The sequence below is a fragment of the Streptomyces sp. NPDC002779 genome, from assembly GCF_042888685.1.
GTDB lineage: Bacteria > Actinomycetota > Actinomycetes > Streptomycetales > Streptomycetaceae > Streptomyces.
Genome location: NZ_JBIAQC010000006.1, coordinates 24,397 through 41,530, shown reverse-complemented (window position 1 = coordinate 41,530; position 17,134 = coordinate 24,397). Strand labels below are relative to the sequence as shown.

Sequence of the window (17,134 nt, the reverse complement as noted above, 5' to 3'; positions counted from 1 at the left end):
ACCCGAGCCCATGAGCCCCGCCGATGGCGACCGTGACCCCCAGCGCATCCTGATCGTCGACGACGAGCCCGCGGTGCGGGAAGCCCTCCAGCGCAGTCTCGCCTTCGAGGGGTACGCCACGGAGGTGGCCGTCGACGGCGCGGACGCCCTGGAGAAGGCGGCGGCCTACCGTCCCGACCTCGTCGTCCTCGACATCCAGATGCCCCGCATGGACGGGCTGACCGCCGCTCGCCGCATCCGGGGGGCGGGCGACACGACGCCGATCCTCATGCTGACGGCCCGCGACACGGTCGGCGACCGGGTCACCGGGCTCGACGCGGGCGCCGACGACTACCTGGTCAAGCCGTTCGAGCTGGACGAGCTGTTCGCCCGGGTCCGCGCCCTGCTGCGGCGCAGCTCGTACGCGGCGGCGGCCGGGGCGGGGGCGGTCCAGGAGGACGAGGCCCTCACCTTCGCCGACCTGCGCATGAACCTGGCGACGCGGGAGGTGACGCGGGGCGGGCGGCCGGTGGAGCTGACCCGCACGGAGTTCACCCTGCTGGAGATGTTCATGGCGCACCCGCGCCAGGTGCTGACGCGGGAGCAGATCCTGAAGGCGGTGTGGGGCTTCGACTTCGAGCCGTCGTCGAATTCGCTGGACGTGTACGTCATGTACCTGCGGCGCAAGACGGAGGCGGGCGGCGAGCCGCGGCTCGTGCACACGGTGCGGGGTGTGGGGTACGTGCTGCGGCAGGGCGGCGCGGAGTGAGAAGGGTGCTACGGCGCTTTCGGGCGCTGCCGATCCGGTCCCGGCTGGCGCTGCTGGTGGCGGCGGCGGTCGCGTTCGGGGTGGCGGCGGTCTCGGTGACCTGCTGGTTCATTGTGCAGGGGAAGCTGTACGAGCAGGTGGACAGCGACCTCAGGGACATGGTGAAGCGGCCCGGCACGGTGGCGTCGCTCCTTCAGAACTGCTCGCCGACCGAGCAGCCGGGCACCGGGGGGCGGTGGATTCCCAAGGACTACATCCAGCTGATCAAGGAGGAGGGCGAGCCCTGTGTCGACCCCAACTCCCTGGGCGTCGTCAAGGTCACCGGCTCCGACAGGGACGTGATCAAGGCTGCCACCCGCGACGAAGCGACCGTTCGCAACGGCAGCGACGAGGACGGCAACTCCGTGCGCGTCCTGACCTTGTACCTGGGCGTCGACGCGGCCGACTCACAAGGCGTCGCCCTGCTCGTGGCGACCCCCCTCAAGGGCACCGAGTCGACCCTCAACGAACTCGCCCTCATCCTCCTCCTCGTCTCCGGCATCGGAGTCCTCGGTGCCGGAGCCGCCGGTCTCGCCGTCGCCCGCGCGGGCCTGCGCCCCGTGGACAAGCTCACCGACGCCGTGGAACACGTGGCCCGCACCGAGGACTTGAACGTGCGCATCCCGGTGGACGAGGACAGCGAGGACGAGATCGCCCGCCTCTCCCGCTCCTTCAACTCGATGACCTCGTCCCTGGCCAGCTCCCGCGAGCTCCAGCAGCAGCTGATCGCCGACGCGGGCCACGAGCTGCGCACCCCCCTGACCTCCCTGCGCACCAACATCGAACTCCTCACCCGCAGCGAGGAGACCGGCCGCCCCATCCCCCCGGAGGACCGCAAGGCCCTGCTCGCCTCGGTGAAGGCGCAGATGACGGAACTGGCCGCCCTGATCGGCGACCTCCAGGAACTGTCCCGCTCGGAGGGCCAGCGCGGCGAACGCGTCCAGGTGGTGCCGCTGGAGGACACCGTCGAGTCCGCCCTGCGCCGGGCACGGCTCCGCGGACCGGAACTGACGATCAGGGCCGACCTGCAGCCCTGGTACGTCCGCGCGGAGCCGACCGCGCTGGAGCGCGCGGTGGTCAACATCCTGGACAACGCGGTGAAGTTCAGCCCCGAGGGCGGCACCATCGAGGTGCAGCTCGCCGACGGCGTCCTCACCGTCCGCGACCACGGCCCGGGCATCCCGGCCGAGGAACTCCCGCACGTCTTCGACCGCTTCTGGCGCTCCCCCAGCGCCCGCGCCCTCCCCGGCTCGGGCCTCGGCCTGTCCATCGTGGCCCGTACGGTCCAGCAGGCGGGCGGCGAGGTGTCGCTGGCCCGCGCGGAGGGCGGCGGCGCGATCGCGACGGTGCGGCTGCCGGGGGCGCCGACGCCCCCGCCGGACCTGCCGTAGGTCCGCGGCAACCTTCCCGCCCGCCGCGGCGACTCCCCGTCGACCCGCCCCGTACCTGACGGATCGAAACGGAGCCGACGCATGGACGCCCCCCACGCCTCCCCCGAGGACCGCCCCCGCCGCAAGCCGCGGCACCGCAGAAGGAACACCGCACTGGCGGTCGGGCTCCCGCTGACCCTGACCGCGGCCGGAGTCCTCGCCTACACCCCCTTCCTGGGTGACGACGCCCAGTCCACGGCCTCCGCGGCCACCGCCCCCGCCTGGGCGACCGCCACCGCGGACGGCTTCGCCTCCGTCGACTCGCTCGGCCAGAACGGCACCTACGGCGGCCGGGACGGCCGGACGGTCACCGTGCGGACGCTCGCGGAGCTGGAGAAGTACGCGACCGCGGCCGAGCCGTACGTCGTCGTCGTAGCGGGCACGATCACCATGAACCCGGTCGGGAAGGAGATCAAGGTCGCCAGCGACAAGACGATCGTCGGCTCCGGGACCTCCGGGCAGATCGTCGGCGGCGGCTTCTTCCTCGGCACCGGCGTGCACAACGTGATCATCCGGAACCTCACCATCCGGGACTCGTACCAGGGCGTCTGGAACGACAAGGACCACGACTTCGACGCCGTCCAGATGGACGGCGCGCACCACGTCTGGATCGACCACAACGACCTGCGTCACATGGCGGACGGCCTGATCGACGTCCGCAAGGACAGCACGAACATCACGGTCTCCTGGAACAGGCTGAGCAACAACAACAAGACCTTCGGCATCGGCTGGACCGAGAACCTCGTCACCGACATCACGATCCACCACAACTGGTTCCGCGAGACGGAACAGCGCAACCCGTCGACGGACAACGCCGCCCACGCGCATCTGTACAACAACTACCTGGAGGACGCGGCGGGCACCGCCATCAACTCCTCCTACGGCAATTACGCGCGCGGCCGGACCAGGATGGTCCTGGAGAACTCCTACTTCCAGGGCGTCAGGAACCCCGTCATCAAGGACAGCACGGCGGCGATCGTCCAGAAGGGCAACACCTTCGCCGGCACGAGCGGCCGCAACGAGTCCGGCGGCACCGCCTTCGACCCGAGGGCGTACTACGCGTACACGCCGGACCGGACGGCGGACGTGCCGGCGCTGCTGAAGTCGGGGACAGGCCCTCGCAGTTCCCTAGGGACCGCGACCACCCTGGCAGCCGCCGCGACCACGCTCACGGTCGCCAAGGACGGCAGCGGCCAGTACGCCACGGTCCAGGCCGCCGTGAACGCCGTACCCGCGAACAACCCCGCCCGGGTGGTCATCGCCGTCAAGCCTGGCACGTACCGCGAGACGGTGAGGGTCCCGGCGAACAAGCCGCACGTCACGATCCGGGGCACGGGCGCCAGCTGCAAGGACACGGTGATCGTCCACAACAACGCCTCCGGCACCCCCAAGCCGGGCGGCGGCACGTACGGCACCAGCGGCAGCGCCACCGTCGCCGTCGAGGCGGACGACTTCCAGGCCCGCAACCTGACCATCGCCAACGACTTCGACGAGAAGGCCAACCAGCACCTCTCCGGCCACCAGGCCGTCGCCCTGCGAACGGCGGCGGACAAGGTGTTCCTGGACTCGGTGATCGTGGAGGGCGATCAGGACACGCTCCTCCTCGACACCGCCGCGAAGGACCGCCTGGGCCGGGTCTACATGACCAACTCCTACGTCACCGGCAACGTCGACTTCATCTTCGGCCGCGCCACCGCGGTGATCGACCGCTCGGTCATCACCCTGAAGAAGCGCTGGGACGGCACTTCCGCCGGCTACGTCACGGCCCCGAGCACGGCCGCCGGCCGCAAGGGCATCCTGATCGCCAACTCCACGGTGAACGGCGCCGTCTCGGACCGCACCTTCTACCTCGGCCGCCCCTGGCACGCGGGCGGTGACGCGGCCCTCGACCCGCAGACGACGGTCCGCAACACCACCCTCAGCGCCGCGATCAGGACCACCCCCTGGACCGACATGAGCGGCTTCTCCTGGAAGGACGACCGCTTCGCCGAGTACAAGAACACCGGCCCCGGCGCAGGCACCGCATCCCCCGACCGCCCCCACCTGACCGACGCCCAGGCCGCCGACCAGGAAGTCGCGGACTGGCTGCAGGGCTGGGCCCCTTCGGCCTCCTGACGCCCACCCGCAGAAGGCCGGTTCCCGATGAGGAACCGGCCTTCCTGACCCGTCAGGTGAGATTCACGCGCACCTGACGTGAGTCACCGAGTGACGGTGAACGCGCACCAGGGTGTCCAGGCCGAGACCTTGTTGCCGCCGGTCGCGCGCAGCCGGAACTGGTAGTCGCCCGGCTCGAGTTCGCCCTCGGCGAGGGCGAGGTTGAACACCATGCCGTTCGGCCAGATCCGCTTGGTCTTGGTGATGAGCGGGGCCTCGCCCGGCTCGGCGACCTCGAAGGTGGCCCGCAGGGAGGAGTAACTCTTGTTCTTGCCCGCGTCCTTGCCGAACTCGGTGGGCGAGGCGGCGAGCGCGCCGCCGCTCGCGCCGGAGATCGCCGGGGTCGGGCCGCCCTCGCAGAACTGCGCCTGCTCGTACGGCCCGGCGAACACCCGGAGAGTCCCCGGCACGCTGGGGTCGGCCTGCGACCCCATCGCGTTGGCGCCGGCGACCGCGACGGAGACCAGCGCGGCGATCACACCGGCGGTCACGCCGATCCGTCGGAGATGCTTCCTGATCACGGGAAGACCGTCCTTTCCGGTACTAGCGCGGTGTGTAGTAGGCGTGCGTGGAGCCGTCGTAGCCGTTCACACAGCCGTAGGAGTTCCAGATGAGCTGGCCGTAGGTGTTCTCCGCGCCGTAGTCGTCACACCAGTACCAGGACGCGTGGGGGCCGTCGTACATGTTGCCGACGCTCGTGGCACCCATGGGTTTGATCAGCCATTCCTTGCCCACGGTGGTGAGGGCGGGGCTGCGGTAGACGGGTGTCTTGTCGTTGTAACTCGTCGGGCCGTAGCTGTTTCTGAGGATCTGGCCGGCCGCCTTGCGGCCCGTCGCGACGCCGAGGTCGCCGTCCCACTGGAAGTGCACGCCGAGGTAGACCCGGCTTCGGGCGTTCTCGGTGGCCGCCGCGCTGAAGGTGGGGAAGGTGCGGGTGACCCCGACCGCGTGGGGGTCGTCGGTGGTGCCGGTGAAGGAGATGCTGTCCGTGCCGAAGAACTGCTTCATCGACTCGGCCCACGCTCCGCCGAAGGTCGCGTGCCCGGAGACGTACGCGGGGAAGTTCGGGCTGAAGTGGTTCCCGGCTTCATCGGCGGACAGCGGTTGCCAGGAGCTGTCCTGCGCGGTGTCCGGGTTACCGTCCGAGCCGGCCAGCCGGACCGCGCTCTCGGGCCGCCACAGATCGATGGCGGTCTGGTACTTCGCGTCCCAGGCGGAGATCCCCGCGTCCGCCATCGAGCCGGCGACCAGGGCGAACAGCTGGACGTTGGCGAGCTGGTCGAGGCCGCGCTGCTGGGAGACGATCCGGGTGTGCTCGAAGAGCTGGCCCGGCGGCTTGTAGGTGCCGTTCAGGTCGTTCGCCCAGAACCAGGCGATCTCGGTCTGCTCGGCGGTCCGTGTCTTGCTGTTGGCCGCGCCGAGCTCCGCGACCTCCTTGAACTGGGCCGTGTAGGCGGAGCTCTTCAGCAATTCGGGCATCGTCGCGATCCCGCCGGGCTGCTGCGGGCGCAGGTCGGGCGCCGTGGTCTTGAAGTGCGTCCACGGGTAGTCGCCGTAGTCGATGAACTTCTTGACCTTGCCCCAGTTCGGAGTCGCCGCCGGACCGGAGCCCGTCGGCCGCCACTGACCGGGGTCGGTGCTCGGGGTGTACGGCGTGGTGTCCTGGGATCCGTCGTTGGTACGACGGGCGATCATCGCCGCGGCGGCCTTCTCGCCGACGCTCTTGCCCTCCGCGGTGGTGGCGTCGACCGGCTCGCCGGAGCGGGCCGCCGTGAGGTAGGGGGTGAAGTCGAGAGCGGGCAGGACGGACTTGAGGACGTTGTAGGCGGCGTGGTCCAGTGCCGCCTCGACGTTGGGCGCGACACCGGCCTTCACGCTGATGCCGGGGGTGTAGAGCGCCCCCAGGCAGTTCTCCGGCTTGAAGCCGCCGCTGCTGTGGCAGCGGCTGGCGTTCGCGGCGTCGTACATGGCCAGATGCATCATGGCCCCGTACCGTGACAGCGGTCCCGGAGCGCCGCCCGTGGTGACGTAGGCGTCGAGCAGCGCCTGGTTCCAGTAGAGGACTCGGTCGCCCGTCGTCGAACTGGCGTGCGCGGGCGCCGATATGCCCAGACATGCCAGAAGCAGCGCCAGGATGACGGTGATGGAGCGTCTGACAGGATCTCTCACAGTCTTGCCCCTCCAGAGATCATAAAAGTTGATCGTTCAGACAAGATCAGACGCAGCATAGGCTCAGCGTCCGACTGGGGGGCCAGTTCGGAATATGAAATGCCGCGTGAACATGGCTGGATCACGCCAGACGTCTGCGCGCTCGGAACACGGCAAGGGGTCCGGCGACAGCGTCCCCGGACCCCTTCGCGCGGTCGGTCACTTGATGACGTTCACCCGGTCCGTCGCGGGCGCCGGCAGCGGGTTGGTCGCCGTGGAGTTGGCGGCCAGGTAGGTCTCGAAGGCCATCAGGTCGTCCTGCCCGACCAGCGGGTTCGTGCCCTTGGCCAGCTCCGTGAAGCCGTCACCGCCGCCGGTGAGGAAGGAGTTGGCGGCGACCCGGTAGACCGCGGCCGGGTCCAGCGGGGCTCCCGCCACGCGGACGGAGTCGGTGACGATCCGGTCCGCGCCGGTCTTCGTCAGGTCCAGCGTGTACGTCAGCCCCGACGGCTGCAGGATCTTCGGGGCGGCCGCGTTGGCGCCGGAGACCTGCTGCTGCAGCACGGTGAGCAGCTGGGCGCCGGTGAGGTCGACCAGGTTCACCGTGTTGGCGAACGGCTGCACCCTGAAGGCCTCGCCGTACGTCACCACGCCGTCGCCCTCACCGGCCGGGGAGGAGGCGTACGTGAGGTTGGCCCGCACCCCGCCCGGGTTCATCAGCGCCAGGTCCGCGCTCGGGTCCACGGACTTGGCGTAGGCCAGCTGCGCGTCCGCGATCAGGTTGCCGAGCGGGGAGTCGTCCGGCGCCTTGGGCTGGGCGAGCTCGGAGGCGATCCAGCCGATGGGCCGGTTCTCGACCGGTGCGGACAGCGCCTTGTAACGGGCGATCAGATCGGTCAGGTCGGAGGCCGGGTTCTCCCGGACGACGACGTGGTTCGCGGACTTCACCGACGTGCGGACGATGTCGCCGCTGCGCCGGTCGTAGGTCAGCGTGGTGTCCGTGTAGAGACGGCCGAAGGACGCGGCGGAGGTCACCGTGCGCGGGTTGCCCTCCGGGTCCGGGACGGTGCACGCGTACGCGGCGTGGGTGTGGCCGGTGACCAGCGCGTCGACCTTGGCGGTCACGCCCGTGGCGATGTCCTTGATCGGGCCGGAGATGCCGGAGCCGGGGCCGTTCGAGTCACAGTCGTAGTTGTACGCCTCGGACGCCGGGGCGCCGCCCTCGTGGATCAGCGCGACGATCGACTTGACGCCCCGCTTCTGCAGTTCGCGCGCGTACTTGTTGATCGTCGCGGTCTCGTCGAGGAACTTCAGGCCCTTGACGCCATCGGCGGTGACGATGCCCGGCGTGCCCTCCAGGGTCACGCCGATGAAGCCGATCTTCACGCCGTTCTTCTCCCACACATAGGTGGGGTCGAGCATCGGCTTTCCGGTCTTCTCGTCGACGACGTTCGCGGCCAGGTACGGGAACTGCGCACCCTCGAAGGTCCGCCCTTCCTCGTAGCAGCCGTCCTTCGGGTGGCAGCCGCCGTTCTGCATCCGCTTGAGCTCGGCGGCGCCCTCGTCGAACTCGTGGTTGCCGACGCCCGTGACGTCCAGGTCGAGGGCGTTCATCGCCTCGATCGTGGGCTCGTCGTGGAACAGCGCGGAGATGAGGGGGCTGGCGCCTATCAGGTCGCCCGCGGCGGCCGTGATCGAGTACGGGTGGCCCTCCCGGGCCTTGCGCAGCGAGCCGGCCAGGTACTCGACGCCGCCGACGCCCTCGATGGTCTTGACGCTGCCGTCCGGCTGAATCTCCGTGAGCCGCGCCGAGGAACTCGTGGGGGGCTCGAGGTTGCCGTGGAAGTCGTTGAAGGACAGCAGCTGCACGTCCTGGTAACGGCTCGTCCCGGGCTTGCCGGTCTTCTCGTCGGCACTGGCGGCCGACGGCAGCGCGGCGGCCAGGGCGCCCGCCGTGGCGAGGCCCGCGGCGGCGGTGAGGATCAGCTGCGTCCGGCGTCTGCGGCGGTGCTCCGGCTGAGTGGACATGGCTGGCATACGCCCCCCTCTGTGAGTCGTACGAGCGGAAGAGAGTCATGAGAGGGCGGTGATCGCCCGGGGCGCAGCCTAGAGTCAACGCGCGTAGCGCGGAAGGCGGTTCCGGGTTACATCCTGGTTTCCCTTTTGCCGCCGGTCCGGCCTGGCCTCGGCTTACCCTCGTACGCATGACCAGCGACGACACCGTACGGCCCGGTGGGGGCCGCTCCATCGAGACCCACTCCGCACTCTCCCCCGACCGCACCGAGGAGGTGCTCGCCCTGCTCGCCGAGGCCGCCCGGCGGGACGGCCAGCAGGCGGTGTCCGAGCAGGGACGGCTGCAACTGCGCGGCGGCGAACGCGAGGGTGTCTCGCATCTGCTGCTCACGGTCGACTCCGAACTCGTCGGGTACGCCCAGCTGGAGGACACCGATCCGGTGGAGGCGCCGGCCGCCGAACTGGTCGTCCACCCCGCGCACCGCGGGCACGGCCACGGGCGGGCGCTCGGTTCGGCCCTCCTCGCCGCCTCCGGCAAGCGGCTGCGGGTGTGGGCGCACGGCGGGCACTCGGCGGCCCGGCATCTGGCGCAGGTGCTGGGGCTGACGCTGTTCCGTGAACTGCGGCAGATGCGGCGGCCCTTGGCGGACCTGGATCTGGCCGAGCCGGTACTGCCCGCGGAGGTGACGGTGCGGACCTTTGTGCCCGGACAGGACGACGGGGCGTGGCTCGCGGTCAACGCCGCCGCGTTCGCCCACCATCCCGAGCAGGGTTCTCTCACCCAGCGTGACCTCGACGACCGGATGGGCGAGCCGTGGTTCGACCCCGCGGGGTTCTTCCTGGCGGAGCGGGCGGGGGAACTGGTCGGCTACCACTGGACCAAGGTGCATGCCGAGGAGGGGCTCGGTGAGGTGTACGTCCTCGGTGTGCGGCCGGGGGCGCAGGGGGGCGGGCTGGGGAAGGCCCTCACGGCGGTGGGTCTGCGGCACCTCGCGGGGCGGGGGGTGCGGGACGCGATGCTGTATGTCGACGCGGACAACAAGGCGGCGGTGTCCGTGTATGAGGGGATGGGGTTCGTGACGTACGAGACGGATCTGATGTACCGGACGGAGACGTAGCGCGGGAGGGGGGCCGCGGGGCGGCGGAAGCACGCTTGACTTTCGGGCCCCCCTACACCACCCTTTCACTACTTGATTAGTGAAAGGGTGGTGGAACGGAGTGGTCGAGTACCGCATCGACCGGCGCAGTGGCGTCGCCACCTACCTGCAGATCGTCCAGCAGACCAAGCAGGCCCTGCGCCTGGGGCTGCTGGCGCCCGGCGACAAGCTCCCCACGGCACGGGAGGTGGTGGAGGCAACGGCGATCAACCCGAACACGGTGCTGAAGGCCTACCGCGAGCTGGAGCGCGAGGGCCTGGTCGAGGCCCGCCGCGGCCTCGGCACGTTCGTGACGCGGTCGCTGGGTGCCGCGCCCGCCGACTCCCCGCTGCGCGGCGAACTGACGGACTGGGCGGCGCGGGCCCGCGCGGCGGGCCTGGAGCACGACGACGTGGCGGCACTTTTCACCGCCGTACTGGAAAAACACTTCAAGGGGGACGAGGCGTGAGCGAGATCGCCATAGAGGCGGCGGGACTGAGCAAGAGATTCCGTCGGCGACTGCGCCCTCAAGGGCGGACCACCGGTCTGGAGCGGCTCGACTTCCGGCTTCCCGCCGGAGTCGTGTGCGCCCTCGTCGGCCCGAACGGCGCCGGCAAGTCCACCCTGCTCGCCCTCGCCGCCGGGCTGCTGCGGCCGAGCGAGGGGGCCGTCACCGTCCTCGGCACCACCCCGGCCGCGGCCCGCGAGCGCCTCGCCTACGTGGCCCAGGACAAGCCCCTGCACCCCCAGCTCACCGTCGCCGCCACCCTGCGGCTCGGCCGCGAGCTGAACCCCCGGCGCTGGGACCGCGCCGCCGCCGAGCGGATCGTCGCCGACGGCGACCTGGACCCGGACGCCAAGATCCGCACCCTCTCCGGCGGCCAGCGCACCCGGGTCGCCCTCGCCCTGGCCCTCGGCAAGCGCCCCGAACTGCTGCTGCTGGACGAGCCGATGGCCGATCTCGACCCGCTCGCCCGGCACCAGCTGACCGGCACCCTGATGGCGGACGCCGCCGAACACGGCACCACGGTTGTCATGTCCTCGCACGTGGTGGCGGAGCTGGAAGGCTCCTGCGATCACCTCCTGCTGCTCGGCGCCGGCCGGATCCGGCTCGCCGGGCCCCTGGAGGACGTGCTCGCCGCGCACACCCTCGTCACTGGCCGCGCCGGGGACCCGCTCGCCCCGCACACCGTCGTCGAGTCCCGCACCACCGGACGCCAGCTCACCGCGCTGATCCGCCCCGAGGGCCCGGTCGCCCCCGCCTGGCAGCCCACCGAGCCGACCCTGGAGGAGCTGGTCCTGGCCCACCTGCGCTCCCCCGACGCCCCGGCCCTCGCCCTCACCGACGCCCAGGAGGCGGCCGTATGACCGCCGTGACCGTACGGACGACCGCCACCGCGCCGCGCTCCCGCCGTCCGCGCGGGCTGGTCTGGGTGATGCTCCGGGTGCATCGCTCGGCGCTGCTGTTCTGGCTGATGCTGGTGGCAGTGGCCGCGGGCGCGCTGCTGTGGGCGTACGGCCCGGGCATCGACGCCGCCTGGGCCGAGTACCGGGACGCGGGCTGCGGCCCCGGGGAGCCGAGCCTGGGCTGCGACCTCACCGGCCCCGCCTTCGCCCGGTACGACGACATCCTCGCCGCCGGTGGCAGCCTGCTCGGGCTCGTGCCGCTGCTCACCGCCGCCTGGGCGGGCGGCGCGCTCATCGGCCGCGACCTGGAGAACGGCACCGCCCAGTGGGCCTGGGTGCAGTCCGTCTCCCCCGCACGCTGGCTGGCCGCCAAGCTCGCGGTGCCGGCCGCCCTGCTCACCACCGGCATGCTGACGCTCACCCTGCTGCACCGGCTGGTGTGGTCCTCGGGCAGCCTGCACCGGGTGATGGGCTGGCGCTCCTGGGACGGCGTCTACCTGGCCAACGGCACCACCGCCACCGCCTACGCCCTGCTGGGCCTGGCCGTCGGCGCCCTCGTCGGCCTGCTCCTGCCGCGCGCCCTGCCCGCCCTCGCGGTCGCGACCCTGGCCGTACTGGCACTCTCCGACCGGCTGGACGCACTGCGCCCGCACCTGTGGCCGACGGACCTGGTGACCGCCACGGACGACTACCCCGAACACGTCGGCCTGATCGTCGAGGGCGGCGCCCTCACCAGCGACGGCGCCCACGTCCCGATCCCGGACTGCATGGGCATGCCCGGCTGCCTCTCCGAGCGCGACATCACCGGCTTCTACGCCTACTACCACCCCGCCGACCACTTCTGGCCCCTCCAGCTCGTCGAGACCGCCCTGGTCCTCGCCATCACGGCCGCCGCGGTGTGGGCCTGCTTCGCCCTACTGAAGCGCCGCACGGGAGCCACCACATGACCCCCCTGACCCCCACGCCCGTCCCCCCGGCCCGGCGGACGGCTGCGGACCTGCGTCGCGCTGCAGAAGCTCCGCACCAGAGCCGCCACATGACCCCCCTCACCACCACGCCCCGGCGGACGGCTGCGGGCCTGCTTCGCGCTACTGAAGCACCGCACGGGAGCCACCACATGACCCCCCTGACCCCCACGCCCGTCCCCCCACCCCGGCGGACGGCCCCGGACCCGCTTCACGCCCCTGAAGCACCGCACAGCAGCCACCGCATGGCCACCCTCACCGCCACGCCCGTCCCCACAGACCGCCCCACCCTCCCCATGACCCCCCTCACCACCGCGACCGTCGCCACGGGCCACCCCGCCCGCCGCACGACCGCCCTCACCACCACGCCCTCCCCCACGGGCCGCCCCGGCGGACGGCCGCGGGCCCGCTTCGCGCCGCTGACGCGCCGCCCCGGAGCCGCCGTATGACCGCCCTCACCGCCACCGCCGCCCCCGCGGGCCGCCCCGCCCTCCGCCCCGGCGGCTTGCTCTGGGCCGTGCTGCGGCTGCACCGCACCGCGCTGGTCCTGTGGGGCCTCGCCCTGTTCGCGGCCGCCGCCTTCCTGGTCCGGCTGGCCGCCCTCGCGGACGAGGCCGAGCGCGGCAGCGGCGCCTGCGCCATCCCGGCCCACGACGGGCTGCCGTCCTGCGCGGCGGTCGACGCGATCACCGCGGACGAGGCGTACTCCACCGGCATCGCCCTGGTCACCGGCGCCCTGGCCTTCCTGATCTTCCCGGTGGCCGCCTGGGCGGGCGGCGTGCTCATCGGCCGTGAGCTGGAGAACGGCACCGCCCAATGGGCCTGGGCGCAGTCCGTCTCCCCCACGCGCTGGCTGGCCGCCAAGCTCGCCGTCCCCGCCGCGCTGCTCGCCGCGGGCACGAGCGCGGTGGTCCTGCTGGGCGCATGGGCGCGCGGCGAGGACAACCCGAACCTGGTCGGGGACTGGTACCACCCGGACGTCTTCGTCGGCACCGGCCCGACCGCCGTCGCCCACGCCCTCGCCGGGCTCGCCCTCGGCGCCCTCGCCGGGATGCTGTTCGCACGGGCGCTGCCCGCCGCCGGGGCCGCCCTCACCGCCTCGCTGGTCCTCTTCAACCTGCTGGAACGCCATCGTGAGGACCTCTGGCCGACGGTCACCCGCGACAAGGCCGGCTGGGAGGTGCCCCGCTCGGCCATGCAGGTCTCCTCCACCCAGACCCAGGTCAGCGTCCACCCCCGGTCGCACTTCTGGCCGCTGCAGTACGTGGAGAGCGGCATCCTCCTCGCCCTCGCGGCCGTCGCCGTGCTGACCGCCTTCCGGCTGCTGCGCCGCCGGACCGTCTGAATCTCCGGGACCGGACGTCCCTCCTACGGGGGGAGGGACGTCCGGTCCCGGCATACGGACGTCCCGGGAGCCGCCGCTCGCACGTCCGTCCCGGCACGCGGACGTCCCGGAGCCGCCACCCGCACGTCCTGTCCCGGCACGCGGACGTCCGGGAGCCGCCGCCCGGTGTCCCGCACGCCATGTCGCCGTAACCATTGGTTCAGATGGGCTTGCGACGCTCGCCGAATGAAACCCGCCGTGCCAGAGCCTTCGCAGCCTCCCGAGGGAGCCGCGGGGAACGGGGACGCCCGACGTCTCACCGCCACGCTCCCGCCCGCGTCCTCCGACGCGCCCGTTCCCCTGGGAACGCGGAAGAATGGGTCCATGAGTCAGCAGAACGCCCAGGCACAGGTCCAGCACGCGCAGCCGTCCGTCGGTTCCATAGCCGCCCACCGCTCGCGCACGGTGGCCGGTTCGGTCTCCGACCTCGAACCCGACATCGACTCCGACCTCGACGCCTACGAGGAGGCGCCGACCGAGGGCGCCCCCTTGCCCCAGGGACGCTTCCTCGACCGGGAGCGCAGCTGGCTGGCGTTCAACGAGCGGGTGCTCGAACTCGCCGAGGACCCCACCACACCCCTGCTGGAACGGGCGAACTTCCTGGCGATCTTCGCCAGCAACCTGGACGAGTTCTTCATGGTCCGGGTGGCCGGCCTGAAGCGCCGCATCCACACCGGCGTCGCCACCCGGTCCGCCTCCGGGCTCCAGCCCACCCAGGTGCTGGAGATGATCTGGGCCCGCTCCCGCGAGCTGATGGCCCGGCACGCCGCCTGCTTCCACGAGGACGTCGCCCCCGCGCTCGCGGAGGAGGGCATCCACCTGGTCCGCTGGAACCAGCTGACGGAGAAGGAACAGGCCCGTCTGTTCACCCTCTTCCGGCACCAGATCTTCCCCGTGCTGACCCCCCTCGCCGTCGACCCGGCCCACCCCTTCCCGTACATCTCCGGCCTCTCCCTGAACCTGGCCGTCGTGGTGCGCAACCCCGTCAGCGGGCACCGCCACTTCGCCCGCGTCAAGGTGCCGCCGCTGCTCTCCCGCTTCCTGGAGTCCAGCCCCGGCCGTTTCGTCCCCATCGAGGACGTCATCGCCGCGCACCTGGAAGAGCTCTTCCCGGGCATGGAGGTGCTGGAGCACCACGCCTTCCGCGTCACCCGCAACGAGGACCTGGAGGTCGAGGAGGACGACACCGAGAACCTCCTCAAGGCCCTGGAGAAGGAACTCATGCGGCGCCGCTTCGGGCCGCCGGTGCGCCTGGAGGTCGAGGAGTCCATCGACCGCGAGGTCCTGGACCTCCTCGTGCGCGAGCTGAAGATCAGCGAGGCCGAGGTGTACCCGCTGCCCGGCCCGCTGGACCTGACCGGAATGTTCCGGCTCGCCTCCCTGGACCGGTCCGAGCTGAGGTACCCGAAGTTCGTCGCCGGCACCCACCGCGATCTCGCCGAGGTCGAGTCGGCGACCGCGCCCGACATCTTCGCCGCGCTGCGCAGCCGGGACGTGCTGCTGCACCACCCCTACGACTCCTTCTCCACCTCCGTGCAGGCGTTCCTGGAGCAGGCCGCCGAGGACCCGGACGTCCTCGCCATCAAGCAGACCCTGTACCGGACCTCGGGCGACTCCCCGATAGTCAACGCGCTCATCGACGCGGCCGAGGCCGGCAAGCAGGTGCTCGTCCTGGTCGAGATCAAGGCCCGCTTCGACGAGCACGCCAACATCAAGTGGGCGAAGCGTCTGGAGGAGGCCGGCTGCCATGTGGTCTACGGCCTGGTCGGCCTGAAGACCCACTGCAAGCTGTCCCTGGTGGTCCGTCAGGAGGGCGACACGCTACGGCGCTACAGCCACGTCGGCACCGGCAACTACCACCCGAAGACGGCGAGGCTGTACGAGGACCTGGGCCTGCTGACCGCGGACCCGCAGGTCGGCGCGGACCTCTCGGACCTGTTCAACCGCCTGTCCGGCTACTCGCGCCGGGAGACCTACCGCCGCCTGCTGGTGGCCCCCAAGTCCCTGCGCGACGGCCTGATCTCCCGGATCAACAAGGAGGTCCAGCACCATCGCGCGGGCCGCCCGGCGTTCATCCGGATCAAGGTCAACTCCATGGTCGACGAGGCCCTCATCGACGCCCTGTACCGCGCGTCGCAGACGGGTGTGCCGGTCGACGTCTGGGTGCGCGGCATCTGCGCGGTGCGCCCGGGTGTGGCGGGTCTGTCGGAGAACATCCGGGTCCGCTCGATCCTCGGCCGCTTCCTGGAGCACTCCCGGGTCTTCGCCTTCGGCAACGGCGGCGAACCCGAGGTGTGGATCGGCAGCGCCGACATGATGCACCGCAACCTCGACCGCCGCATCGAGGCACTGGTCAGGGTCACCGACCCGGCCCACCGGGCGGCCCTCAACCGGTTGCTGGAGACCGGCATGTCCGACGCCACGGCCTCCTGGCACCTCGGCCCGGACGGCGAGTGGACCCGGCACGCGACCGACGCGGAAGGCCAGCCCCTGCGGAACGTCCAGGAGATGCTCATAGACGCCCGGAGGCGCCGGCGTGGCACAGCAACACCTTGACCCGACGAACTCCACGGCCGGGCCGGTGACCGGGGAGGCACTCGAGGCATACCTGCGTACCCAGGCCCTGGAGTTCCTCCGCGCGCTGCGGCTGCACCGGGAGACCGGCGGCGACTCAGGAGCCTTGGGGCGGGCGAGGGCCCGGCCCGGGGAGAACGGTTCGGCGGAGTCGGTGGACGCGGCCCGCGCCCTGCGCCGCTCGGCCCGCCGCATCAGCGGCAGCCTGCACACCTTCCGCACCTTCCTTGACCCCGACTGGTCGGAACGCATCCGCCCGGAACTGGCCTGGCTGTCGGGCACCCTGGCCATGGAGCACGCCTTCGCGGCCCGGCTGGAGCGCCTGCTGCTGGCGCTGCACCGCCTGTCGGGGGCGACGAGCTTCCCGGCGCAGGCCACCGACGCGGCCGCGAGCAGCCCGGCCGGCACCCCTGACCCGGCGGCGGGCGGCCGGGCCGGGGCGGCGCCCCCCGCGGAGCGCGGCAACCTGACCGTGGGCGCGGCGAAGGCGGGCGCCCTGCTGGAGCGCCAGCTCACCCTCGCCCGGACCAGGGCCCACAGCACCGCCCTCCAGGCGCTCGGCTCCAGCCGCTTCCACGCGGTCGCCGACCACATCGCCGTACTGGCGAGCGAGGTCCCCCTCACCACCGCGGCCCCCACCGCCGACCTCCACCCCCTGGCCGCCGCGGCCGAGGAACGCCTCACCGACGCGGTCGGCGCCCTGCCCCTGGTCACCGCGGGCAACCCGTACAACGCCGAGGCCCTCGTCCACGGCCTCTCCCCGGACCCGGCCCCGCACCCCCAGGACGCCCCCTGGCACCAGGTCCGCCTCCTGCTCCGCCTGCACCGCTACGCCCGCGAGTGCCTGCTCGGCGAGGACGCCCCCGTCGACGTACGCCTGCTCACCGCGGGCCAGGCCCTGGACCGCCACCGCGATGCCTCCGAGGCCGCGGCAGCGGCGGCCGCAGCGGCCCGCACCCCGCGGATCGCCCCGGCCACGGCGTACGCGCTCGGGGTGCTCCACGCCGACCAGCGGCACGAGGTGGAGGCGGCCCGCTTCGCCTTCCAGCAGTGCTGGGGGTCCTGGCAGCTGCGGAAGGTCAGCGCCCCCTGAGGGGCACCGAGCACAGGACCGAACACAGGAAGGAGGCCGCGCC

Annotated in this window: 14 protein-coding genes; 11 read left to right on the top strand and 3 right to left on the bottom strand. The window is 72.0% G+C overall.

Annotation, left to right across the window (positions count from 1 at the left end; translation table 11 throughout):
- The first annotated feature begins 10 nt into the window (after positions 1-10).
- The 3 genes from ACFYW5_RS18215 (at position 11) to ACFYW5_RS18205 (ending at position 4,332) form a co-directional block, all read left to right on the top strand.
- The gene (locus ACFYW5_RS18215) at positions 11-748 is read left to right on the top strand and encodes a response regulator transcription factor (protein ID WP_389418021.1); all 738 of its coding nucleotides are present in this window, start codon (positions 11-13) and stop codon (positions 746-748) included.
- Positions 745-2,178 carry an ATP-binding protein gene (locus ACFYW5_RS18210; RefSeq protein WP_389418020.1) on the top strand — a complete coding sequence of 478 codons (1,434 nt, stop codon included), beginning with the start codon at positions 745-747 and terminating at the stop codon, positions 2,176-2,178. The genes ACFYW5_RS18215 and ACFYW5_RS18210 overlap by 4 nt, the downstream gene beginning before the upstream one ends.
- An 81-nt stretch (positions 2,179-2,259) precedes the next feature.
- Complete coding sequence (locus ACFYW5_RS18205) at positions 2,260-4,332, top strand: pectinesterase family protein (protein ID WP_389418019.1); 2,073 nt, start codon at positions 2,260-2,262, stop codon at positions 4,330-4,332.
- An 83-nt stretch (positions 4,333-4,415) separates the two neighbouring features.
- Here ACFYW5_RS18205 and ACFYW5_RS18200 read toward each other — a convergent pair whose 3' ends face one another.
- The 3 genes from ACFYW5_RS18200 to ACFYW5_RS18190 all read right to left on the bottom strand — a co-directional run bounded on the left by ACFYW5_RS18200 (position 4,416) and on the right by ACFYW5_RS18190 (position 8,556).
- Positions 4,416-4,892, bottom strand: coding sequence for a hypothetical protein (locus ACFYW5_RS18200; protein ID WP_389418018.1), 477 nt, complete (start codon positions 4,890-4,892; stop codon positions 4,416-4,418).
- 22 nt (positions 4,893-4,914) lie between these two features.
- Positions 4,915-6,540 carry a vanadium-dependent haloperoxidase gene (locus ACFYW5_RS18195; protein WP_389418017.1) on the bottom strand — a complete coding sequence of 542 codons (1,626 nt, stop codon included), beginning with the start codon at positions 6,538-6,540 and terminating at the stop codon, positions 4,915-4,917.
- A gap of 198 nt (positions 6,541-6,738) precedes the next feature.
- Positions 6,739-8,556: a bifunctional metallophosphatase/5'-nucleotidase gene (locus ACFYW5_RS18190; RefSeq protein WP_389418016.1), complete on the bottom strand. Its 1,818-nt coding sequence runs from the start codon at positions 8,554-8,556 to the stop codon at positions 6,739-6,741.
- Between the two features lie 167 nt (positions 8,557-8,723).
- On the opposite strand from ACFYW5_RS18190, the gene mshD reads away from it, so the two are divergent.
- From mshD to ACFYW5_RS18150, 8 genes are all read left to right on the top strand, one after another.
- Positions 8,724-9,650, top strand: a complete 927-nt coding sequence (mshD, locus tag ACFYW5_RS18185; RefSeq protein ID WP_389418015.1) for a mycothiol synthase — start codon at positions 8,724-8,726, stop codon at positions 9,648-9,650.
- A gap of 100 nt (positions 9,651-9,750) precedes the next feature.
- Complete coding sequence (locus tag ACFYW5_RS18180) at positions 9,751-10,137, top strand: GntR family transcriptional regulator (protein WP_389418014.1); 387 nt, start codon at positions 9,751-9,753, stop codon at positions 10,135-10,137.
- Positions 10,134-11,036 (top strand): ABC transporter ATP-binding protein, encoded by a 903-nt coding sequence (locus ACFYW5_RS18175; protein ID WP_389418013.1) that lies wholly within the window; start codon positions 10,134-10,136, stop codon positions 11,034-11,036. Before ACFYW5_RS18180 ends, ACFYW5_RS18175 begins: the two co-directional genes overlap by 4 nt.
- Positions 11,033-12,022: an ABC transporter permease gene (locus ACFYW5_RS18170; RefSeq protein WP_389418012.1), complete on the top strand. Its 990-nt coding sequence runs from the start codon at positions 11,033-11,035 to the stop codon at positions 12,020-12,022. The genes ACFYW5_RS18175 and ACFYW5_RS18170 overlap by 4 nt, the downstream gene beginning before the upstream one ends.
- Before the next feature lie 263 nt (positions 12,023-12,285).
- Entirely contained in the window at positions 12,286-12,489 is a 204-nt protein-coding gene (locus tag ACFYW5_RS18165; RefSeq protein WP_389418011.1) for a hypothetical protein, read from the top strand.
- Positions 12,486-13,385 (top strand): hypothetical protein, encoded by a 900-nt coding sequence (locus tag ACFYW5_RS18160; protein WP_389418010.1) that lies wholly within the window; start codon positions 12,486-12,488, stop codon positions 13,383-13,385. The genes ACFYW5_RS18165 and ACFYW5_RS18160 overlap by 4 nt, the downstream gene beginning before the upstream one ends.
- Positions 13,386-13,748: 363 nt before the next feature.
- Complete coding sequence (locus ACFYW5_RS18155; RefSeq protein WP_389418009.1) at positions 13,749-15,980, top strand: RNA degradosome polyphosphate kinase; 2,232 nt, start codon at positions 13,749-13,751, stop codon at positions 15,978-15,980.
- Positions 15,961-17,091 carry a CHAD domain-containing protein gene (locus ACFYW5_RS18150; protein WP_389418008.1) on the top strand — a complete coding sequence of 377 codons (1,131 nt, stop codon included), beginning with the start codon at positions 15,961-15,963 and terminating at the stop codon, positions 17,089-17,091. The genes ACFYW5_RS18155 and ACFYW5_RS18150 overlap by 20 nt, the downstream gene beginning before the upstream one ends.
- The last annotated feature ends 43 nt before the right edge of the window (positions 17,092-17,134 follow it).

What these genes read in the sequence shown, in the direction of transcription:
- ACFYW5_RS18215 (WP_389418021.1), top strand. Translation starts at nt 11, where the DNA reads ATGAGCCCCGCCGATGGCGACCGTGACCCCCAGCGCATCCTGATCGTC.
- ACFYW5_RS18205 (WP_389418019.1), top strand. Translation starts at nt 2,260, where the DNA reads ATGGACGCCCCCCACGCCTCCCCCGAGGACCGCCCCCGCCGCAAGCCG.
- ACFYW5_RS18190 (WP_389418016.1), bottom strand. Translation starts at nt 8,556, where the DNA reads ATGCCAGCCATGTCCACTCAGCCGGAGCACCGCCGCAGACGCCGGACG.
- mshD (WP_389418015.1), top strand. Translation starts at nt 8,724, where the DNA reads ATGACCAGCGACGACACCGTACGGCCCGGTGGGGGCCGCTCCATCGAG.
- ACFYW5_RS18170 (WP_389418012.1), top strand. Translation starts at nt 11,033, where the DNA reads ATGACCGCCGTGACCGTACGGACGACCGCCACCGCGCCGCGCTCCCGC.
- ACFYW5_RS18165 (WP_389418011.1), top strand. Translation starts at nt 12,286, where the DNA reads ATGGCCACCCTCACCGCCACGCCCGTCCCCACAGACCGCCCCACCCTC.
- ACFYW5_RS18160 (WP_389418010.1), top strand. Translation starts at nt 12,486, where the DNA reads ATGACCGCCCTCACCGCCACCGCCGCCCCCGCGGGCCGCCCCGCCCTC.
- ACFYW5_RS18155 (WP_389418009.1), top strand. Translation starts at nt 13,749, where the DNA reads ATGAGTCAGCAGAACGCCCAGGCACAGGTCCAGCACGCGCAGCCGTCC.